We start from the raw sequence: 20,764 nt of genomic DNA, 5'->3' as shown, positions 1-20,764 counted from the left end.
GGCATGGCCGCGCGGCGCTCCGTCGGCCAGAATGCCGCCCATGACCACCACCGCCCCCGCCGTCATACGCGCCTACCGCCCCGGCGACCGCGACGCGCTGCACGACATCTGCGTCCGCACCGGCAAGGTCGGCAAGGACGCCACAGGCCACTACGAGGACCCGGGCATCCTGCCCGCGATCTTCGCGACGCCCTACGCGGAGCTGGAGCCCGACCTCGTCTTCGTCGCCGACGACGGGGAGCGCGCCATCGGCTACATCCTGGGGACGGCGGACAGCACGGCGTTCTTCGCCGCCTTCCGCGAGCGGTGGCTGCCCCAGGTCGCGGCGCGTTATCCGGCGCCGGAGGGCACCCCTGAGGGGCCCGACGAGCAGCTGCGCGACCTGCTGCACCACGCCGAACGCATGTTGGCACCGGCGATCGCCGCCGAGTACCCGGCGCACCTGCACATCGACCTGCTGCCCGAGGGGCAGGGCCAGGGGCTCGGCCGGAGGCTGATGGAGACGTACCTCGGCGCCCTGCGCGAGCGCGGAGTGCCGGGCGTCCACCTCGGGATGAGCCCGGAGAACACCGGCGCCCGCGCGTTCTACGACCGGTTGGGCTTCCACGAGCTGCCCGCGCCCGACGGCGACGGCGGCTCGCTGCACCTCGGCATGCGCCTGACGCCCTGAACACCCGGGCGAGCTGCGGGAACCGCGCGGCCCCGCCGTGCGTGGTGCCTGGCGGGGGAACCGACAGGTCCGGAAGATCGCGATACTGACAAGATCAAGGGCCGGATCTGTGGGCCGGGCCCACGGAAACGGCATACTCTCGCCGTGACCCGTGCCGGACTTCGTGAGGGGGAGGGCCCGCACTGTGACTCACCCGTCCACCGCGCCTCCGGCGTCACCGCCTGATCAGGCGGCGGCGGCCGGTCCCGCCGGGACGCCGTCCGCGCCCCCGGCGCCGCCGGGCACGGGCGCGCCCCCCGTACCCAGGCGGCTCGGCGTGTGGGCCGAGTGGGTCGGACGGACGCGCCGCGCCGCCGGGACCGAGCCGGGGCGGCTGCGGATCATCGGCGCGCTGCTCGCCGGACTGCTCCTGCTCCTCGGGGCGGTGACGGCCTATCAGGTGAACGCGCGGGCCGAGGCCGCCGACAGCGTGCGGCGCAACGGGCAGGAGATGAGCACCGCCGCCGCCGAGCTGTTCCGCTCCCTGGCCAGGGCCAACACGGCGGCGGCCACCGGCTTCCTGACGGGGGCCGACCAGTCCGGCCAGTCCGCGGCCGTACGGGACGCGTACGACGACGACATCGCGACCGCGGGCGAACAGCTGGCCCAGGTCGCCGCCGACACGGACGGCACGGAGCAGACGCGCGAGTACGTCGAGCGCATGAACCGCGCACTGCCGATCTACACAGGGCTGGTGGAGACCGCCCGTGCCAACGACCGGCTGGGCTTCCCGCTCGGCGGCGCCTACCTGCGCTACGCCGACCAGCAGATGAACGGCACGGAGGACGCGGAAGGAATCCTCGACTGGGCCGACAGTCTGTACAAGTTGGAGACCGAGCGGCTGCGCGCCGACCTGGCGCACGCGCGGAAGATGCCGTGGGCGGCGCTGGGGCTCGGGGTCGTCCTGCTGGTCGGGCTCGCCTGGGTGCAGCGGCGGCACTTCCTGCGCACCAACCGCGTCCTCAACCCCGGGCTGCTGGCCGCCAGCGCCGCCACCCTGGTGCTGCTCGGCTGGCTGGGCGGGGCGCACCTCGTGTCCCGGGCGGCCAACAACGACGCGGACCGCGGCGCCGCCAGCTCACTCCAGGCACTCAACGACGCCTGGGCGACGGCCCTGAACGCGCACGGCATCGAGAGCCTGGGCCTGGTGGCCAGGGGTGGGAGCAACCAGTTCGAGGACGACTTCCAGGACAGCATGACCACACTGCTCGGCGGCGGCCTCATCCGGACGTGCGGGCCGGGCGAGGAGCCGACGCGGGACGGCGGGGCCTCGTGCTTCCGCTGCCCCGAGGAAACGGCGGAGCCCCGGGTCCTGGGCGCGACGGCCGAGGAGGAGCAGGAAGGTGAGCTGTACGAGGCGGCGCGCCTGGCGCAGGACGCGGGGAGCGCCGCGTCCATCGAGGAGGCGATCTCCACCTCAAGGGACTGGCACGCCCTGCACCGGCAGGCCCGCTGCGCGGAGTTGGACGGCGACTACGCCCAGGCCGTCGATCGGGTCACCGCGGCGGAGGGCTCGACCGGCGAGATGTTCGTCGCGGTGACCAGGCGGTTGGAGGTGGCCGCCGAGAAGGAGCAGGAGCGGTTCGACGCAGCCGTCGGCCGGGCGCACGGGGCGCTGGCCGGGCTCGCGCCGGGCGCCGGGGTGCTCGCGGCGCTGGGCGTCGTGGGCGCGGGGTTCGGCCTCGGCCGCAGGCTTTCCGAGTACCGGTGAGGGGGAAGGTCCGATGATCGGGGAACACGGCGGCGTGCCGGAGCGGGCTCCGCGCGCCAGGACGGCGCGGCGCGCGGCAACCCTCGCGGTCTGCGGCGGGCTCCTGCTCGCCACCACGGTCTCGGCGGGCAGCGCCGCCCCCTCCCCGCCCAGGGACGGCACCGCGCGGGCGACGGGCGGGGCACCGGCCGCCGTGCCCACGGAGAACGAGCCGTGCGAGGCGGCCGGTCTCGAGCCGACCCTCCGCCCCGAGCGCACGGTGGGCGAGGCGGTGAGGCTGATCCGCGCCGGTGGCAACCGCACCGACCCGGGCAACCGCACCGACCCGGCCGACCGCACGCAACGGAAGGAACCCGGCCTCACCATCGGCGTGGACCAGAACAGCTTCCTGTGGGGTTACCGCGACCCGAACACGGCCGAACTCTCCGGCTTCGACATCGACCTGGCGGAGGCGATCGCCGAGGACGTCCTCGGCCCGAGCAGCGGCGAGTTGCGCCTGGTCGTCCTGTCCACCAGCGAGCGCGAGGCCGCCCTCGCGAGCGGCACGGTGGACATGGTGGTGCGCACGATGTCGATCAACTGCGACGACGTGAACAGGAGCGTGGGCGAGGACGGGAGAGAGAGGACGGAACCCGACGTGGTCGAGTTCTCCGCGCCCTACTTCACGACGAGTCAGCGGATCGTCGTGCCGCAGAACTCGGAGATCACCGGCTTCGACAGCTCGCTGAACGGCAAGCGCGTGTGCAGCGCCGCGTCGTCGTCCGCCGACCGGCTGCTCCAGGAACTCGCCCGGGAGCACCCCTGGTGGGACGAGGTGGAAGATGAGGACGGGCCGCTCCTGCCGACCCCGCCCAACCACCTCGACTGCCTGGTGAAGATACAGCTGGGCAAGGCCGACGCGCTGGTGACCGACGAGGCGTTGGCCGCGGGGCACCTCGCGCAGGACCCGACGATGAAGATCGTCGGTGAGGGGCGGCAGGAGGAGTACTACGGCATCGCGATGCACCAGGACGACGAGGACCTCATCGCCTGGGTGAACGCCGTGCTGGCGGAGTACCTGGCGGGCGGGGAGGAGAGCGCGTGGGAGGAGGCGTACCGGCGCAACGACCTCGCCCTGCACCTCGGCGGGAGCGTCGAGCCGCCCGACCCCGTGTACCGCGACTGACCGTCCCCCGATGCGGGGAAGGGATGCGGCAGCAGGACGACCGACAGCGGCACGACAATCGAGGGGAGAGCGATGGCCCCGGACGCGGGCGGCAGGGTGCTCAGCCGTGACGAGGTGGACCGCGCGCTGGCGCGTCGTGGCGCCGAGCACGAGGCGATCGAGTCGTCCCTGCTCGCCCTCCAGGACCACGCGGGCCGCAGGCTGCTCGACGGCGCCGAGCTGTCGGGGACGACACGGGAACGCTGGTCGCACGCCGAGGAGACCGTCACCGCCCTGTGGCAGTGGTTCGACACGGCGAGCGCCGCGCTGACGGCCGCCCGCAGGCTGCGGGCGCGGCGCCGTCACCCGTCGTCCGACGACCTGGCCGAGCTGACGGCGCTGGTGTCGGGCGACGGCATCGTCCTGGCGGGCACGGACGGCAGGCTCGTGGAGCGCGTCACCTGGGCCGACCTCGTGGAGCGGATGAACGCGGGGTACGCGCGCGTCCTCGACATGGTGATCGCCGCCGACGCCGTCTGGTCCGCGCTGCCCGCCCGCATAGACTTCCTCGCCGCCGAGCAGCACCGGCTGCGCGACCTGGCGCACGCCGCCGGTGTACGGCCGGGCACACACCCGGCGGGCGACGAACTGGCGCGCGTCACCGAGGAGTTGACGGCCCTGCGCGCCGAGGTCATCGCGGACCCGCTGGCCTTCTGGCGGCCCACGGGCGGCAGCAGCGCGCCGGGCGGCGGCCGTCCCGACACGGCGCGCTACGACCGCGCGGCGCGCGCGCTGGACGACATCAGGCGGGAGGTCGAGGCCGTCATCGACGTGCGCAAGGACGCGGAGGCCCGGCTCGTGCGGCTGCGGGACGTCCTCTCGCGCGCCGACCGCACGCTCGCCGAGGCCCGCACCGCGCGCGGCGAGGTGCTGGCGAAGATCGCCGCGTCCGAGGTACCGGCCGTCTCCGGGCCATCGACGGTGCTGCACGAACGGCTCGCGCTGGCCGCCGACTACCGGCGCCGCGCGCTGTGGCACCGCCTCTCGCCGCTCCTTGAGGACTTGGAGGTGCGCGCCGAGGACGAGTTGCAGCGGGCCCGCGCGTCGCTGTCGGCCGTCACGGAGCCGCTGGCGGTCCGGGCGGAGCTGCGCGGCAGGCTGGACGCGTACAAGGCGAAGGCCGCCAGGTACGGCAAGGCGGAGGAGCCGATGCTCGTGGAACGCTACGACGTGGCGCGGCGGATGCTGTGGTCGGCGCCGTGCGACCTGCGGGCGGCGGAGAACGCCGTGCTGCGCTACCAGCGGGCGACGGCGGAGGCGCTGGTGTCCGGGCCCGTGCGGGCGCCGGACGCGGGAGGTGGGGACCGATGAGCGGCGAACGCGCGGCGCTGTGCCAGCGGCCCGGCTGCCCCGGCGGGTACGAGGACGTCGGCGGCGGGGCGCTGTACTGCGACGTCTGCGGGCTGGCGCCCGTCGTGTCGGCCGAGGGCATGATCGGGGCGACCTCGACCATGGCGACGGGCCGGGACGGCACGGGCGGGACGGGCGGGCGGCTGCCGCGCCAGGCGTCGGGGGACTCGGCCTCGTCGGGCTCCGCGGCGTCCGAACCCTCCGAATCCTCCGCGCGGTCGGAGAGCGCGCGCTCCCGCTATTCGCAGCGCTCGGTCTCCGGGCAGCTGGGCAAGTCGCGCGGCGGCGGCCCGTCCGTCCGGTCCGTGTCGGTGCACAGTTCGCGCGCGTCGGCCGGTGGGTCGGGGCGCACCCGGCTGGGCGCCGGGCTGATCAGCATGCCGCCCGAGCCGCGCCCCGACCCGCTGACCGCCGTGCTGGACAACCCGGAGGTCCCCGAGCGCAAGCGGTTCTGCGGCAACGGCGAGTGCGGCGCGCCCGTGGGCCGTTCGCGCGGGGCGCGCGCGGGCCGCACGGAAGGCTTCTGCACCAAGTGCGGCCACCCCTACTCGTTCCTCCCCAAGCTGCGGCCCGGCGACGTCGTGAAGGGGCAGTACGAGATCGCGGGCTGCCTGGCGCACGGCGGCCTCGGCTGGATCTACCTGGCGATCGACCTGGCCGTCTCCCGCCGCTGGGTCGTGCTGAAGGGCCTGCTGGACGCGGGCGACGAGGACGCGCGGCAGGTCGCGATCTCGGAGCGGCGCTTCCTGGCGGAGATCGAGCACTCCAGCATCGTGCGGATCTACAACTTCGTGGAGCATCTGGACCAGCGCACGGGCAGCGTGGACGGCTACATCGTCATGGAGTACGTCGGCGGCCGGTCGCTGAAGGAGATCGCCAACGACCGGCGCACGCGCGACGGCCGCCGCGACCCGATGCCCGTCGAGCAGGCGTGCGCCTACGGGATCGAGGCCCTGGACGCGCTGGCGTACCTGCACAGCCGCAACCTGCTCTACTGCGACTTCAAGGTGGACAACGCCATCCAGCAGGGCGACCAGCTGAAGCTCATAGACATGGGCGCCGTGCGCCGCATGGACGACGACGTCAGCAACATCTACGGGACGCCGGGCTTCCAGGCGCCCGAGGTGGAGGAGCTGGGCCCCTCCGTCGCGTCCGACCTGTACACGGTGGCGCGCACCCTGGCCGTCCTCACGTTCGACTTCCAGGGCTACACGACGATCTACCGCGACAGCCTGCCCGACCCGGACTACATCGACGTCTTCCGCGAGTACGAGTCGTTCTACCGGCTGCTGGTGCGCGCGACCGACCCCGATCCGCACCGCCGGTTCGCGTCGGCGCAGGAGATGGCCGAGCAACTGACGGGCGTGCTGCGGGAGATCGTCGCCACGCGGACGGCGCAGCCGCAGCCCGCGATCTCGGCGCTGTTCGGTCCAGAGCCGCGCGTCGTGGACACCGAGCTGGTGCCGCGCGCCGAGGGGGCCGTGTCGCGCCTCGGCGTCCGCCCGGTGCGTCCGGTACTCCCGGCGCGGCTGACGTGGCAGCGGCGGGGGCGTGCCGTGCCGCCGCCACCGCCCCTGCCGCCGCCCGCCGTTCAAGGCCCCGAGCCGATGCCGGGCGCGCCGCGCACCGTGACGCTCGACGCGCGGGCGACCGTCCTCGCGCTGCCCACGCCCAAGGTGGACCCCGACGACCCGAACGCGGGCTTCCTCGCCGGTCTGACGGGCACCGCGCCGGGCGACACGGTGGCGGCGCTGGCCGGGGCGCCCGCGCGCTCCGTCGAGCTGCGGCTGCGCGAGCTGCGCGCCCACTTGGAGACGCCGGGCGCCGAGGCGCTGGAGACGGCCCGCGCGCACCTGGAGTCGCTGGCGGGCCGGTACGGCTCCGACTGGCGCGTGGTCTGGTACCGGGGGCTCGTGGCGCTGGCCGCCGACGACCGCGAGAGCGCCGCGCTGGCCTTCGACGCGGTGTACGACGCGTTCCCCGGCGAGATCGCGCCCAAGCTGGCGCTCGCCGTGTGCGCGGAGGTGCTGGGGCAGTGGGACAACGCGGCGGACTACTACTCCGTCGTCTGGACGACCGACCCGAGCCATGTGAGCGCGGGCTTCGGCCTGGCCAGGGTGCGGCTGGCCACCGGCAACCGGCAGGGCGCCGTACGGGCGTTGGAGTCGGTGCCTGAGACCTCCGCGCACTGGACGGCGGCCCGGGTGGCGGCCGTGCGGGCGCGGCTGCGCGAGCGGGAGCCGGGGGACGACCTCCTGCCCGACCTGCTGGCGGCGGGCGCGCAGGTCGAGCGGTTGCGCGCGGCGGGCCTGGAACCATGGCTGGGGGAACAGTTGTCCTGTGAGGTGCTGGGGTCCGCGCTCGACTGGGTGCTCGCCGGTTCCACGGAGCCGTCCCGGCCGCAGACTGATCCTCCCGGGCGGCTGCTCGGGGGCCCGCTGGACGAGACCGGGATCAGGCTCGGCCTGGAACGGTCCCACCGGCGGCTCGCCCGGCTGGCGCCGACCAGCAGTGAACGGACCGAACTGGTGGAGGCGGCCAACCGCTTCCGCCCGAAAACTTGGGTGTGACGATGCCGCAGCTCGACCAACTCTCCACCTGCCCCGGCTGCGGGGAGCCCCTGGAGGACGACGACCGCTTCTGCGGCGTCTGCGGCACGGACGTGACGACCGTCGCGCGCGCCGCGCGTCCGCCCCAGGCGGGCGGCACGGAGGCGGACTTCCGGCTGCCGCCGCCCCGGGAGACGGTCGCGGCGCGCGTCGAGGCGCAGATCGAGCCGGGGCCTGAGCCGGGCGCACCGTCCGGGCAGCGGCAGGCCGCCGATCCGCGCGCGGTCGGCCGCCCCGACCCGCGCTCCCCCGCGCCGCCCGTTCCCCCGGCCGCCCCCGCGCCCGCGGCCCCGGCCCCGGCCCCGGCGCAACCGCCTGCGCCCGTCGCCGCGCAGGAGCCCGCCGCCCCGGCGGCCGACGCCCACGGCGCGCCGCCGAGCGCCCCCGCCGACCCCCGGCGCGCGCACCAGCACCAGGCGGCCCGGGCGCCGCGCGAGGATCCGCGCCGCGTCTGCGCGGTCTGCGGCAACGGCTTCGTGGACCAGGACGGTTTCTGCACGGAGTGCGGCCGGTCCCAGCCGGGCGACCGCGACCATGTCGAGAGCGCGCTCGGCGGCGTGGCCGCCGTCAGCGACCTCGGCCACCGGCACCACCGCAACGAGGACGCGTTCACCGTCTCGACCACGGCGCTGCCCGACGGCTCCCCGGCCGTCCTCGCCGTGGTCTGCGACGGCGTCTCGTCCTCCACGCGGCCCGACGACGCCTCGGCGACCGCCGCCCGCGCGGCCCTGCGGGCGCTGCTGACCCTGCTGCCGCAGGGCGTCCCTGGCCCGCGCGCGATGAACGACGCGCTGGTGAGCGCCGCGCACGCCGTCACCGCGCTCGCCGAGACGACCGCGCCCGAGCCGGGCCGCAACTCCCCCGCCTGCACGATCGTCGGCGCGGTGACCAGCGGCCGTCTCCTCACGGTCGGCTGGATCGGCGACAGCCGCGCCTACTGGGTGCCGGAGGACCGGGCCGCGCCGTCCGCGCGGCTGACCGAGGACGATTCGTGGGCGGCGCAGATGGTGGCCGCCGGGCTGCTCAGCGAGGCGGAGGCCATGACGGACCACCGCGCGCACGCCATCACCGCCTGGCTGGGCGCCGACGCGGTCGAGATCGAGCCGCACACCGCCTCGTTCGAGCCGGACAGGCCGGGCGTCGTCATCGTCTGCACGGACGGCCTGTGGAACTACGCGGACAGCGCCGAGCAGATGGCGGCGCTGGTGCCCGACGACGTGGCGCGGCAGCCGCTGGCCGGGGCGCGCCACCTCGTCAGGCACGCCCTCGACTCGGGCGGGCACGACAACGTGACGGTGGCCGTCATCCCCTTCCCCGCCCGCGCCGACAGCGCCTGACGACGGCCCCGCCCGGCGTCCGGAAGGAGGACCGCGAGTGAAGAGCCCACCGAGCCGGTTCGCCGTCGAGGTCTTCCAGAACGAGTACCTGCCCGCGACCGGGCGCGAGGTGAACGCGGTCGTGACGGTCACGGCCTCGGGCGGCGCCGCGCTGCCGCCCGCCGCCGTCGTGATCATGCTCGACGTGTCGGGCTCCATGCAGTACCCGCCCGCGAAGCTGCGGGGCGCCGCGCGGGCGACGGCCGCGGCGATCGACACGCTGCGCGACGGCGTGGAGTTCGCCGTCGTGACGGGCACGCACGAGGCGACGGAGCTGTATCCGGGCGGCGGGCGGCTGGCCGTCGCCGACGCCACGACGAAGGGCGCGGCCAAGGACGCGCTGCGGCGCCTGGAGGCGTCGGGCGGCACGGCCATCGGCACCTGGCTCACGCTGGCGGAGCGGCTGCTGCGCACGACGAAGGCCACCGTCAGGCACGGCATCCTGCTGACGGACGGGCGCAACGAGCACGAGGAGCCCGAGGCGTTGCGCGCGGCGCTGGACGCCTGCGCGGGCCGGTTCACGTGTGACGCGCGCGGCGTCGGCACCGACTGGGAGGTCGAGGAGGTCACCGGCATCGCGCGGGCGCTGCTCGGCTCGGCCGACATCGTGGCGGAACCTGGCGGCCTGGCGGGCGACTTCACCGCGCTCATGGAGGCCGTCATGGGCAAGGGCATCGGCGACGTGTCGTTGCGGGTGTGGACGCCGCGCGATGCGGTGGTGCGCTTCGTGAAGCAGGTGGCGCCGACCGTCGTGGACCTGACGGAGCGCCGGGAGGAGGTGCCGCCGCGTGCCGGTGCCTACCCGACCGGCGCGTGGGGCGAGGAGAGCCGGGACTACCACCTGTGCGTCGAGGTACCGGCGGCCGGTCTCGGCGAGGAGATGCTCGCGGCGCGGGTGACGCTCGTCGTGCCCGATCCTGCGGCGCCCGACGGGCCGCCCGCCGTGACGCTGGGCCAGGGGCTGGTGCGGGCGGTGTGGACGGACGACGTGACGGCCGTCACGGCGATCAGCCCGCAGGTGGCGCACTACACGGGCCAGGCGGAACTGGCCGGTGCCATCGACGAGGGGCTGCGGCTGCGCAAGGCGGGGGACGGCGTCGGCGCGACGGCGCGGCTGGGTCGCGCGGTGCGGCTGGCGTACGCGTCCGGCAACGAGGCGACCGCGAAACTGCTGGCGAAGGTGGTGGACGTGGAGGACGCGGCGACGGGTACTGTTCGACTGAAGACTGCGGTCACCCAAACCGATGAGATGACTTTGGCGACCCGGTCAACGCAGACCGTCCGCGTGAAGCAGTCGCACGAAGCGAGAGAAGAAGCCGAGCCGAGCAGCGAAGCCGAGTGACGACGTCGAGGTAAGGGGAGGCAGTCACATGCCGACGTGCCCGAACGGCCACCAGTCGGGGGCCGAGGACTGGTGCGAGGTGTGCGGGCACCGCATACCGGCGCCCGCCGCCGGTATGCCACCACTTCCGCCGCCGCCGGGCGGCGGGTACGGCGGCGGCCCCGGGGGGCAGCCCGCGCCACCGCCGTGGCCAGGCGCCACCGGCGGCCACGCGCAGCCGCCGCCCCCTCCGTCGTACCCGGGGCACGGCGGACAGCCCACGGGCCCGCAGCACTACGGCGAGCCCGCGCAGGCGACCTCCTCGATGCCGCACATGGCCCCGCACCAGGGCGAGACGTGCCCCCAGTGCGGAACCCCCCGCGAGGGCAGGTCGCCGTTCTGCGAGGAGTGCCGCTTCAACTTCCTCACCAACTCGGCGACCGCCTACCTCCCGCCGGTCCCGCCCGCCCGGCAGGAGCCCGACTTCGGCCAGCACGGCGCGCCCTCCCCGCAGTTCCCCCCGGCGCCCGCGCGCCCGGCCGACGACTGGACGCTGCCGCCGCCAGGACCGCAACACCAGCAACACCAGCAGCACCAGCCCCACGCGGCCCCGCCGCCCGCCCACCAGCCGCCCCCGTACCCGGGGATGCCCGGCGCCCCCGCGCGGCCCGACGACCGGTCTGGCTCCTGGCTCGTCGCCATCGGCGCCGACCCGCAGTACTTCACGGCGATGATGCGCCGCTCGGGCCCCGAGGCCGCGCAGCTCAGCCTGCCCGCGTACGCGCCCGACCAGCAGATGCCGCTCACGGGCCCGCAGGTCACCGTCGGACGGCGCCGCCAGTCCACCGGCGAGTCGCCCGACATCGACCTGTCGCGCCCCCCGGAGGACCCGGGCGTCTCGCACCAGCACGCCGTCCTCGTGCAGCAGAACGACGGCGGCTGGGCCGTGATCGACCAGGACTCGACCAACGGCACGACGATCAACATGGCCGAGGACCCGATCCAGCCCTTCGTCCCCGTCCCGCTGAAGGAGGGCGACCGCGTCCACATCGGCGCCTGGACGACCCTGACGCTCTACCGCAACCCGTCCTGATCGCGGGCGGGAACGCCGCAACCGGAACCGTCCCTTTACCTTCCCCCGCGGCCCGCCGCCTACGATCGCCGTGTGACCCATGACGACATACCCGCGATAGCGGTCCGGGGACTGCGGAAGCGGTACGGGGATGTACAGGCCGTTGACGGCGTGACGTTCGAGGTGGGCCGGGGGGAGTTCTTCGGGATCCTCGGCCCCAACGGGGCGGGCAAGACGACCACGCTGGAGATCGTCGAGGGCCTGCGCGAACCCGACGAGGGCGGCGTGACGCTGCTGGGTGAGCCGTCGTGGCCGCGCAAGCCCGAACTGCTGCGGCGCATCGGTGTGCAGTTGCAGGCGTCCGCGTTCTTCGACAAGCTCACCGCCCGCGAGCAGATCCACACCTTCGCCGCCCTGTACGGCGTGCCGCCGGAGCGGGCCGACGCGATGCTGGAGGTCGTCGGGCTGACGGAGAAGCGTGACGTCCGCGACGACAAGCTCTCCGGCGGCCAGGCGCAGCGCCTGTCCATCGCCTGCGCCCTGGTGCACGATCCCGAACTGGTCTTCCTGGACGAGCCGACGACCGGCCTCGACCCGCAGGCCAGGCGCAACCTGTGGGACCTGCTGCGGGAGATCAACTCCTCGGGCCGCACCGTCGTCCTCACCACGCACTACCTCGACGAGGCCGAGGTGCTGTGCGACCGCGTCGCCATCATGGACAAGGGCAGCATCCTCAAGGAAGGGGCACCGGCCGACCTCGTCGCGGAGGCCGGGGTGCGCACCCTGGAGGACGTCTTCCTCCAGCTGACCGGACGGGAGTACCGCGGATGAGCCCCGGGGCGTTCCGGGCGCTGTCCCGGGCCATGCTGAAGGGGCTGCTGCGCGACCGCACGGCCGTCTTCTTCACGATCCTGTTCCCCATCATGTTCCTGGCGCTGTTCGGCCTGCTGTTCCAGGACACCGCGGGCGCGCGCGTCACGGTCGTGGAGGTCGGCGACGTCGCCGTGCTGGACGACATGCCGCAGGAGCAGCTCGCCGCGCTGTCCGACGCGCTGACGATCGAACGGTCCGCCGACCGCGCGCAGGCACTTGAGGACGTGCGCAACGGCGACGTGGACGCCGTCGTCTGGGAGGACGACGGCCGGGTCGAGCTGCGCATCTCCATGGCGGACGCGGCCCGCGCGGGCACGGCGCAGGGCCTCATGCAGTCGATCGTGCAGACGGCGAACGTCGCGGCGACCGGCCAGGACCCGGCGCACACCCTCGTCACCGACCGGGTCGAGGACGAGTCGGTCAAGCCCATCCAGTTCCTGACGCCGGGCCTGCTCGGCTACGCGGTCGCGACGGGCGCCGCGTACTCGTCGGCGTTCACGCTCGTCACGTGGCGCAAGAAGCGCATCCTGCGGCGCCTGTGGCTGGCCCCGGTGAGCCCGGGGGCCGTGGTCGGCGCGCGGGTCGGCGTCAGCCTGGCCGTGGCGTTCGTCCAGGTCGCGATCTTCATCGGCGTCGCGGCGCTGCCCGTCTACGGGCTCCAGCTCAGCGGCAACTGGTGGCTGACGCTGCCGCTCGTGGCCTGCGGGACGCTGGCGTTCATGTCGATCGGGCTGCTGATCGGCGCGCTGGTCGGCTCGGAGGAGGCGGCCAACGGCGCGCTCCAGAGCGTCGTGCTGCCGATGGCGTTCCTCGCCGGGTCGTTCTTCCCGACCGAGATGATGCCCGGCTGGCTGCGGGCCGTCTCGAACATCCTGCCGCTCAAGCATCTGAACGAGGCGGTCATGGACGTGCTCACGCGGGACGGCGGCTGGGGCGACGCGCTGCCGGTGATGGGCGGGCTGCTGCTGTTCACCGCCGTGCTGACGGCGATCGCGGCCCGCTTCTTCCGCTGGGACAACGCCTGAGCGCGGGCCGCCGCCCGGCCATGTGCCGCGTCAGCCGGGGGTGTTGACCATGGACGCGGCGGCGTACACCAGGTAGTTCCACAGCTGGGTCTCCTGCTCGGGCGGGAGGCCCAGCTCGTCCACCGCGTCGCGCATGTGCCGCAGCCACGCGTCGTGCGCGGCGCGGTCCACGGCGAACGGCGCGTGCCGCATGCGCAGGCGCGGGTGGCCCCGGTTGTCGCTGTAGGTGCGGGGGCCGCCCCAGTACTGCATGAGGAAGAGCGTGAACCGTTCCTCGGCGGGTCCGAGGTCCTCCTCCGGGTACATCGGCCGCAGGACCGGGTCCGCGGCGACCCCCTCGTAGAACCGGTGGACGAGACGCCGGAACGTCGGCTCGCCCCCGACCTGCTCGTAGAACGACTGCTGCTCGGTCACCCCTCCATCGTCGCAGACGCCCCCCGGCCCTGGGCCGGGGGGACGGGCGGGCGTGGTCCCACCGGAGCGGTGCCTCCCGGCGCCGGGTACCGGCTCGCCCCCTCGTAGCGGTCGGTGACACGGTGCCCGTCGGCGACGGCGGGACCACGGGCGTCCGCACGGCGGCCGTACCCGGGGGAACGGCGAGGTCGCGCCGGTCGTACGGCCCGCGGGGGGCGGACCGGTTCCCGGGAGACGGCCGTGCTCCGGACGGACACCGGATGCACGCGAAGTGACCATACGAGTACGTATGTCCTACCGCAAGCCCACCACCCTGGCAGGTTCCCGCCGCTTTCCGCCCACCCGCCACGGCGCCTTCGGCGCACCGGCCGCTCCTCAGTCCTCCCCGGCCGCCGTACCGGCCCGCTCCCCGGCGCCCGCGCCGAGGCGCGCCTGCTCCTCCTCGACGATCCGCCGCGCCAGCTCCGCGTCCGAGACGTCCACGGCGTCCGGCGTCGCCTCCGCCACCGCGCTGCGGCGCGCGAACACGTCGAACAGACGGGACTTGCGCGCCAGCGCCCGCACGAGCCGTTCGTCCACCCCGCCCGTCGCGAGCAGCCGGTGCACGCGCACCGTCCTGACCTGCCCCATCCGCTGCGCCCGCGCCACGGCCTGCTGCTCGGTCGTCGGCTTGGTCTGCGGCTCGCACAGGATCACGACCGACGCCGCCTGGAGGTTCAGCCCCACGCCCGCCGCCTGGATCTGCGCCAGCAGCACGGCGGGCCCGGGCGCGGCGGAGAACGCGTCCACCACCTCCTGCCGCCGCACCGGGGGCACGGAGCCGGTGAGCGGCCCGAACACCGCGCCGCCCAGCGCGTCCCCGACCGTCGCGAGGACGTCGCGGAAGTTCGAGAACACGACGGTCTTCAGCCCGTTCTCGCCTGCCTCGGCGACGATCTCCCGCAGCCGCCCGAGCTTGGCCGATGCGCCGGGACGCGCGTACGCGGCCCGCCGCATCGCCATGAAGTTCCCCGACAGCACGGCCTCCCGGTACGCCGCCTCGTCCTCGGCGCTCAGCTCCTCCCACTCGTCCGTGTGCTGGACGCCCGGCAGTTCCGTGAGGACGTCCACCTGGTTGCGGCGCAGGTAGACCGGCGCGACGGCCTTCCGGAAGGCGGTCGGCCCGACCGGCGCCGCCCCCTCCCCCAACTGGTCCGCGAGCCCGGGGTCGAGCAGGCGCACCAGGCTGCGGAACTCGCCGACGCGGTTCTCCATCGGCGTGCCGGTCATCAGCAGGACCCGTTCGCAGCTCCCGGCCCAGCGGGCGACGGCCTGCGAGCGCAGCGCCTCCGGGTTCTTCACGTAGTGCGCCTCGTCCACGACCAGCATCCCGAGTTCGCCGCCCTCGGGCACCGGGAAGCCGCGCAGGGCGTCGAACGTCGTCACGCCGACGCCGCCGCGCGCCTGCCAGTCGGCGAACGCGTCGTGCCGGTCGGGGCCGTGCAGCGGCACCACGCGCAGCGCGCTGCGGGCCTCGATCTCGCGCACCCAGTTCACCAGGACGCTCGCCGGGCAGACGACCAGGAAGCGGCTGCGGCCCTCGGCGGCCAGATGCGCCAGTACCGCGACGGCCTGCACGGTCTTCCCGAGGCCCATCTCGTCGCCCAGGATCGCCCTGCGCCGCGCGAGGACGAAGCGCGCGCCGAACACCTGGTAGCCGCGCAGCGAGACGCGCCGGTGCGTGTCGTCGAGCCGCTGGCCGCGCACCCGTTCGGCGACGTCCTCCGGCAGGAACCCCTCCGCCGCCGCCCGGTCGGGGGCGGCGCCCGAGATCTCCGCGAGCAGCGTGTGGTACTCGGCGGGACGCTGCTCGAAGTCCACCCACGCGACCAGGCCGTCCGGGTCCGCGGGCCCCCGCAGCAGGTCGGCCGACGCCTGGGCGAACGCCGCCTCGGTACCGGCCGCCGCCTCCCCTGCCAGCAGCGCGCGGATCTCCTCGACCGCCGCCAGGGCCCGCGTCCTGCGCTCCCGCCCGGCCAGCAGCATGCGCACCCGCCCCGCGGCGGGCGCCGCGTCGGCGAGCAGCGGGCCGAGCCGCGGCGCGAGGGCGGCGGCCCGCTCCACGGCACGCCGCGCCTCCGGCCCTGCCTCGACCAGGACGTGCAGCGCGGTGACGAGGGCGGTCGTGCCCGGATGGTCCTGCCGGTCCACGTCGATGCGCACGGCGACGGTCTCCCGGGCCGCCTCGTCCAAGTGACGTGCGGCGCCGAGGAGCTGATCGACCGTACGCTCCCCCACGCCCGGGATCTGCCGCAGCCGGTGGGCCCCGGCGTCACGCACCTGCCGGACGGTGCGCAGCCCGCTCTTCTCGACGGCGGCGAGCCGCAGCCGTCCGCCTGTGGACTCCTGGAGCCTGGCGACGGGGAGCGCGTCCAGCATCGCGTCCACCTCGGCGGTTTGCAGCGGCGCGAAGGCGGCGCGCGCGGCGGCGAGGGCCGCGTCGTGGTCGTCGGTCAGCGCCCGCGCCGCCGCGTGGAGCCGCGCGCCCTCCGTGAGGACGTCCCGCTCGCCCCGTCCCATCGCGCCCCCCGGCGGTGTCAGGGCGTCAGCGGTGTGACGCCGATGCCGGGCAGGCCGCCGGAGCGGCGGACGGCGACGGAGCCGAGGGCCGTGCGCAGCCGCAGCCAGGGGCCGCTGGTCAGGACGGCGGCCGGGCCGGGGGCCCGCAGGAAGCCGAGGGCGTGCGCCGCGTGGACGGCGCGCAGCGGCAGCGTGGTGCCCGGCAGGTGCCGCGACCAGATCTCGTCGGCCAGTGCGTCGAGCGCCGTGCGGGTGCGGCCCGCGTCCGGCAGGGCCTCGGTGCGGCGGCGGAACTCGGCGATCACCGCGGCGGCGGCGCCGCGTACGCCGTGCTCCGGTACGTCGCCCAGCGCGCGCCAGTTGCCGCGCGGCGGCAGCATCCCGGCCCAGGACGGGCCGGTGACGGAGGCGGGGACCGCGACCGTGCCCGCCTCGGTGTCGAGCCGTTCCAGCAGCTCGCCCGCCGACACGGTGGTGTCGAGCGCGGCGTGCTCGCGCAGCGCGCAGACGCGGACGGCCAGCACGTCGAAGCGCGCGGGCCGGGTGAAGAGGGCGAGGGCCGGGCCGTCGGCGCGCAGCCGGGCCGCCGCCGTACGGTCCCAGCGCAGTTGGCGGCCGAGGAAGGCGGCGAGGTCACCGGCCTCCCCCGGCTCGGCCAGGGCCAGCTGTCCGTGGGCTGTCATACGGCGGGCGCGCCCTCCGGGGCCGTGCCGCCGCCCGGGGCGCCGAACCGGTCGTCGGCGTACTGCTGGAGGAACGTCCGCTCCTCGGGCGTCAACCGCCGCGGCCTGGCCTGCTCCAGGTCGTAGGGGACCACGACGGTGGCGGCCCGCGCGTACACGGCCGCCTCGTCCTTGATCTCGTACGCCACCGTCACGGACGCGCCGCCCAGCTTGGCCACCCACGTCTCGATGGTCACCGGCGTGTGCCGGTGGACCAGCGGCTTCAGGTAGTCGATCTCGTGCCGCGCCACCACCGAGCCGCCGGTGAACGCGCCGGACGCGGCCTCCCGCGCCAGCCGGAACATGAAGTCGATCCTGGCCTCCTCCAGGTAGCGGAGGAAGACCACGTTGTTGATGTGCCCGAAGGCGTCCATGTCCGACCAGCGCAGGGGGCACTGGTAGAGGTGCCGCACGCCCCTCAGCCCCGGGTCAGCTTCTTGTACGTGGTGCGGTGCGGGCGGGCCGCCTCCGCGCCGAGGCGCTGGATCTTGTTCTTCTCGTAGGACTCGTAGTTGCCCTCGAACCAGAACCAGCGGGACTCGCCCTCGTACGCCAGGATGTGCGTCGCGACGCGGTCGAGGAACCACCGGTCGTGGGAGACGACGACGGCGCAGCCGGGGAACTCCAGCAGCGCGTTCTCCAGTGAGGAGAGCGTCTCCACGTCGAGGTCGTTCGTCGGCTCGTCGAGGAGCAGCAGGTTGCCGCCCTGCTTGAGGGTGAGCGCGAGGTTCAGGCGGTTGCGCTCGCCGCCGGAGAGGATCCCGGCGGGCTTCTGCTGGTCGGGGCCCTTGAAGCCGAAGGCGCTGACGTAGGCGCGCGAGGGCATCTCGACCTGGCCGACGCTGATGTGGTCGAGACCGTCGGAGACGACCTCCCACAGCGACTTCTTCGGGTCGATGTTGGCGCGCGACTGGTCCACGTAGGAGATGTTGACGGTGTCGCCGACGCGCACGTCGCCGCTGTCCACCGGCTCCAGGCCCAGGATCATCTTGAACAGCGTGGTCTTGCCCGCGCCGTTGGGGCCGATGACGCCGACGATGCCGTTGCGCGGCAGCGTGAACGACAGGCCGTCCACGAGGACCTTGTCGCCGAACGCCTTGTGCAGGTCGTTGACCTCGACCACGACGTTGCCCAGACGCGGGCCCGGCGGGATCTGGATCTCCTCGAAGTCCAGCTTCCTGGTCTTCTCCGCCTCGGCGGCCATCTCCTCGTAACGGGCGAGGCGCGCACGGGACTTGGCCTGGCGGCCCTTGGCGTTGGAGCGGACCCACTCCAGCTCGTCCTTCAGGCGCTTGGCGCGCTTGGCGTCCTTCTGGCCCTCGACCTTGAGGCGCGCCTGCTTGGTCTCCAGGTACTTGGAGTAGTTGCCCTCGTAGCCGTGCAGCCGGCCGCGGTCCACCTCGCAGATCCACTCCGCGACGTTGTCGAGGAAGTACCGGTCGTGGGTGATGGCGACGACGGTGCCCGCGTACTTCGCGAGGTGCTGCTCCAGCCACTGGACGGACTCGGCGTCGAGGTGGTTGGTGGGCTCGTCGAGCAGCAGCAGGTCGGGCTGTTCGAGGAGCAGCTTGCACAGCGCGACGCGGCGCTTCTCACCGCCGGAGAGCGTGGTGACGGGCCAGTCGCCGGGCGGGCAGCCGAGGGCGTCCATGGCCTGTTCGAGCTGCGCTTCGAGGTCCCAGGCGTTCGCGTGGTCGAGCTGTTCCTGGAGGGTGCCCATCTCCTCCATCAGGGCGTCGCTGTAGTCGGTCGCCATGAGTTCGGCGATCTCGTTGAAGCGGTCGAGCTTGCCCTTGATCTCGGCGACGCCCTCCTGCACGTTCTCCAGGACGGTCTTGGACTCGTCGAGCGGCGGCTCCTGGAGCAGGATGCCGACGCTGTAGCCCGGGGTGAGGAACGCGTCGCCGTTCGACGGCTGTTCCAGGCCCGCCATGATCTTCAGCACGGTGGACTTACCGGCGCCGTTGGGGCCCACGACGCCGATCTTCGCGCCGGGCAGGAAGCTCTGCGTGACGTCGTCGAGGATGACTTTGTCGCCGTGCGCCTTGCGCGCCTTGCGCATGGTGTAGATGTACTCAGCCAAGAGAAACCGTCCGGCAGATCAGCGGTGGGTGTGTGGTCGTCGGCGCCCAGGCAGCGGGGCTGCGACTCCATCCTGCCGCATGCCCCCTGCCCGGCGGAAACCGGTGGCCGGGGAACGACGGAGGGGGCGGGCCCTCGCGCGGGCCCGCCCCCTCTCTGCGCGGTACGTCACGGCCGGGGCGGCCGTACGGTCACGCGTGCACGGCCGGGGCCGTCAGTCGCCGTTCCCGGCGCCGCGACGGCGCACGAGGAACACGACGGCGCCGCCGACGACGAGCAGCGCGACGGCGATCCCGCCGAACAGCACCGGGTCGGTGCCGCCGCCGGTCTCGGCCAGGTCCTCGCTGTCACCGGCGGGGGCCGGGGTGTTGCCGTCCTGCGGGGTCTCGCCGCCGGGGGTCTCGCCCGCGGGCGGCGCGGCCGGGGTCTCGGACTGCGTGGGCTCGCAGTCGAGGGTCACGGTGTACTCGCCGTGGACGGTGCCGTCGGCGCCCGTCACCTGGACGGTGGTCTCGGTGTCCTCGGCCGCGGGCACCCACACGGGCCCCGACTCCTCACCGGGACCGAGGTCCACGGTCTGGTCGCCGACGACGAAGCTGCGGGGCTCGTCGCCGTGGTTGGTGATCGAGACCTCGATGCCGCCGCCCTCCTCGGCGCACCGCTCGGCGAAGCTCACCGCGACCGGGGCGACGGACGCCTCGGTCCAGGTGACACCGGCGCGCGCCTCGACCGAGGTGTTCTCGGTACCGGCGAGGATCATCGTCTGGGTCGTGGTGGCGATGCCGGTGAAGACACGGCCGATCGGCACGGTCGAGGTCGCGGTGGCCGTGACGCCGCCGGAGCCGTCGCCCGCGCCCTCGGGCACGGAGAACCACAGCTCCTGGCCGTCGGTCACGCCCTCGGGCGAGAGCGGCGCGCCGTCGGCGTCCACCAGGGTGAGCCCGGCGGCGGTGGCCGCCGGGTCCAGGACGACGGACACCGCGTCGGCGGTGGTCGAGACGGTGACGGGCCCGACGAGGCTCCCGGCCTCGCCGCTGACCGTGTCGGGCGCCAGGGCGAGCGAGGCGCCCGGCTCCTCGGCGTCCACGGCGTTGGCCAGCAGCCAGTCGGTCACCTCGGCGGCGACGTCGTCACGCGGCTCGGCGTCCACGCCGTCCGACAGCTCCCAGATCGCGGCCTGCGTGGCGGCGGCTGCCTGGGAGTCGCCCAGTTCCCCGACCCCGGCCTGCGCGGCCAGGTCGGCGGCGCTCACCGTGGGGAACGCGTTCTGGAGCACCCACTGGATACGCCCGGCGTCCTCGTTGTCGTGGAGCTTGGACGCGTCCCAGTCCACCTCCTGGTAGCGGGCGTCGGCCACGGTCCCGGTGAACAGGTCGATGCAGTACGTCTGGAGCGTGCTGCCGCTGTCGGAGGTCATCTCGAAGAGACCGCCCTCCACACCGCGCGTCTCCCCGTCGGCGGTGGTGACGTCGATGGAACCGTGGACGACGAGGCCGCCCAGCGTCGCCGTGGCTCCTCCCGGCTGCCCGGGGCCGTCGTCGGCCGTGGCGGACGTCGCGGTGGCGAACGTGCCCGCGGTGAGCAGGCCCGTCGCGACGGCCGAGGCGGCAAGGCGGGTGAACGCCCGCTTGCGCGCAAGATTCATGGTGTGCCCCTCCTGTGACGCACGGGACCCCAGGGCGCGGACGTGACGTCCGGCGGGCGTCCCCGTACATACGGGCGATCGTAGGAGGGGCG

Annotated in this window: 16 protein-coding genes; 10 read left to right on the top strand and 6 right to left on the bottom strand. The window is 74.5% G+C overall.

Annotated elements, in window-relative coordinates:
- The first annotated feature begins 40 nt into the window (after positions 1 to 40).
- From IF27_RS19750 to IF27_RS19705, 10 genes are all read left to right on the top strand, one after another.
- Positions 41 to 670, top strand: a complete 630-nt coding sequence (locus IF27_RS19750; protein ID WP_052851107.1) for a GNAT family N-acetyltransferase — start codon at positions 41 to 43, stop codon at positions 668 to 670.
- A 184-nt stretch (positions 671 to 854) separates the two neighbouring features.
- Positions 855 to 2,420, top strand: a complete 1,566-nt coding sequence (locus IF27_RS19745) for a hypothetical protein (protein WP_223291117.1) — start codon at positions 855 to 857, stop codon at positions 2,418 to 2,420.
- Between the two features lie 13 nt (positions 2,421 to 2,433).
- The gene (locus tag IF27_RS19740) at positions 2,434 to 3,585 is read left to right on the top strand and encodes a glutamate ABC transporter substrate-binding protein (RefSeq protein ID WP_052850996.1); all 1,152 of its coding nucleotides are present in this window, start codon (positions 2,434 to 2,436) and stop codon (positions 3,583 to 3,585) included.
- Positions 3,586 to 3,657: 72 nt separating this feature from the next.
- The gene (locus IF27_RS19735; RefSeq protein ID WP_052850995.1) at positions 3,658 to 4,935 is read left to right on the top strand and encodes a hypothetical protein; all 1,278 of its coding nucleotides are present in this window, start codon (positions 3,658 to 3,660) and stop codon (positions 4,933 to 4,935) included.
- Positions 4,932 to 7,544, top strand: a complete 2,613-nt coding sequence (locus tag IF27_RS19730) for a serine/threonine-protein kinase (RefSeq protein WP_052850994.1) — start codon at positions 4,932 to 4,934, stop codon at positions 7,542 to 7,544. Before IF27_RS19735 ends, IF27_RS19730 begins: the two co-directional genes overlap by 4 nt.
- Positions 7,545 to 7,546: 2 nt before the next feature.
- The gene (locus tag IF27_RS19725; RefSeq protein WP_052851106.1) at positions 7,547 to 8,920 is read left to right on the top strand and encodes a PP2C family protein-serine/threonine phosphatase; all 1,374 of its coding nucleotides are present in this window, start codon (positions 7,547 to 7,549) and stop codon (positions 8,918 to 8,920) included.
- Between the two features lie 37 nt (positions 8,921 to 8,957).
- Entirely contained in the window at positions 8,958 to 10,301 is a 1,344-nt protein-coding gene (locus IF27_RS19720) for a vWA domain-containing protein (RefSeq protein ID WP_052850993.1), read from the top strand.
- Between the two features lie 28 nt (positions 10,302 to 10,329).
- The gene (locus tag IF27_RS19715; RefSeq protein WP_052850992.1) at positions 10,330 to 11,373 is read left to right on the top strand and encodes an FHA domain-containing protein; all 1,044 of its coding nucleotides are present in this window, start codon (positions 10,330 to 10,332) and stop codon (positions 11,371 to 11,373) included.
- A gap of 72 nt (positions 11,374 to 11,445) precedes the next feature.
- Positions 11,446 to 12,183, top strand: a complete 738-nt coding sequence (locus IF27_RS19710) for an ABC transporter ATP-binding protein (protein ID WP_190233039.1) — start codon at positions 11,446 to 11,448, stop codon at positions 12,181 to 12,183.
- Entirely contained in the window at positions 12,180 to 13,250 is a 1,071-nt protein-coding gene (locus IF27_RS19705; protein WP_052850991.1) for an ABC transporter permease, read from the top strand. Before IF27_RS19710 ends, IF27_RS19705 begins: the two co-directional genes overlap by 4 nt.
- Before the next feature lie 30 nt (positions 13,251 to 13,280).
- On the opposite strand, the gene IF27_RS19700 is transcribed toward IF27_RS19705, so the two are convergent.
- The 6 genes from IF27_RS19700 to IF27_RS19675 all read right to left on the bottom strand — a co-directional run bounded on the left by IF27_RS19700 (position 13,281) and on the right by IF27_RS19675 (position 20,672).
- A complete protein-coding gene (locus tag IF27_RS19700) occupies positions 13,281 to 13,664 on the bottom strand; it encodes a globin (RefSeq protein ID WP_052850990.1) in 384 nt (127 codons plus the stop codon).
- Between the two features lie 375 nt (positions 13,665 to 14,039).
- Positions 14,040 to 16,223: a DEAD/DEAH box helicase gene (locus IF27_RS19695; protein WP_052850989.1), complete on the bottom strand. Its 2,184-nt coding sequence runs from the start codon at positions 16,221 to 16,223 to the stop codon at positions 14,040 to 14,042.
- Positions 16,224 to 16,240: 17 nt separating this feature from the next.
- On the bottom strand, positions 16,241 to 16,906 hold the full coding sequence (locus IF27_RS19690) for a DUF8185 domain-containing protein (RefSeq protein WP_052850988.1): 666 nt from the start codon (positions 16,904 to 16,906) through the stop codon (positions 16,241 to 16,243).
- Positions 16,903 to 17,319 (bottom strand): acyl-CoA thioesterase, encoded by a 417-nt coding sequence (locus IF27_RS19685; protein ID WP_052851104.1) that lies wholly within the window; start codon positions 17,317 to 17,319, stop codon positions 16,903 to 16,905. The genes IF27_RS19690 and IF27_RS19685 overlap by 4 nt, the downstream gene beginning before the upstream one ends.
- Positions 17,320 to 17,363: 44 nt before the next feature.
- Positions 17,364 to 19,028 carry an energy-dependent translational throttle protein EttA gene (ettA, locus tag IF27_RS19680; RefSeq protein ID WP_052850987.1) on the bottom strand — a complete coding sequence of 555 codons (1,665 nt, stop codon included), beginning with the start codon at positions 19,026 to 19,028 and terminating at the stop codon, positions 17,364 to 17,366.
- 213 nt (positions 19,029 to 19,241) lie between these two features.
- A complete protein-coding gene (locus IF27_RS19675; protein WP_052850986.1) occupies positions 19,242 to 20,672 on the bottom strand; it encodes a thioester domain-containing protein in 1,431 nt (476 codons plus the stop codon).
- Positions 20,673 to 20,764: the final 92 nt, after the last annotated feature.

It is taken from the genome of Streptomyces avicenniae (assembly GCF_000719135.1).
In the GTDB taxonomy this organism is placed as follows: Bacteria; Actinomycetota; Actinomycetes; order Streptomycetales; family Streptomycetaceae; genus Streptomyces; species Streptomyces avicenniae.
This window is presented reverse-complemented; position numbering and strand designations above follow the sequence as displayed.

What these genes read in the sequence shown, in the direction of transcription:
- IF27_RS19750 (WP_052851107.1), top strand. Translation starts at nt 41, where the DNA reads ATGACCACCACCGCCCCCGCCGTCATACGCGCCTACCGCCCCGGCGAC.
- IF27_RS19740 (WP_052850996.1), top strand. Translation starts at nt 2,434, where the DNA reads ATGATCGGGGAACACGGCGGCGTGCCGGAGCGGGCTCCGCGCGCCAGG.
- IF27_RS19735 (WP_052850995.1), top strand. Translation starts at nt 3,658, where the DNA reads ATGGCCCCGGACGCGGGCGGCAGGGTGCTCAGCCGTGACGAGGTGGAC.
- IF27_RS19730 (WP_052850994.1), top strand. Translation starts at nt 4,932, where the DNA reads ATGAGCGGCGAACGCGCGGCGCTGTGCCAGCGGCCCGGCTGCCCCGGC.
- IF27_RS19725 (WP_052851106.1), top strand. Translation starts at nt 7,547, where the DNA reads ATGCCGCAGCTCGACCAACTCTCCACCTGCCCCGGCTGCGGGGAGCCC.
- IF27_RS19715 (WP_052850992.1), top strand. Translation starts at nt 10,330, where the DNA reads ATGCCGACGTGCCCGAACGGCCACCAGTCGGGGGCCGAGGACTGGTGC.
- IF27_RS19705 (WP_052850991.1), top strand. Translation starts at nt 12,180, where the DNA reads ATGAGCCCCGGGGCGTTCCGGGCGCTGTCCCGGGCCATGCTGAAGGGG.
- IF27_RS19695 (WP_052850989.1), bottom strand. Translation starts at nt 16,223, where the DNA reads ATGGGACGGGGCGAGCGGGACGTCCTCACGGAGGGCGCGCGGCTCCAC.
- IF27_RS19690 (WP_052850988.1), bottom strand. Translation starts at nt 16,906, where the DNA reads ATGACAGCCCACGGACAGCTGGCCCTGGCCGAGCCGGGGGAGGCCGGT.
- IF27_RS19685 (WP_052851104.1), bottom strand. Translation starts at nt 17,319, where the DNA reads ATGGACGCCTTCGGGCACATCAACAACGTGGTCTTCCTCCGCTACCTG.
- IF27_RS19675 (WP_052850986.1), bottom strand. Translation starts at nt 20,672, where the DNA reads ATGAATCTTGCGCGCAAGCGGGCGTTCACCCGCCTTGCCGCCTCGGCC.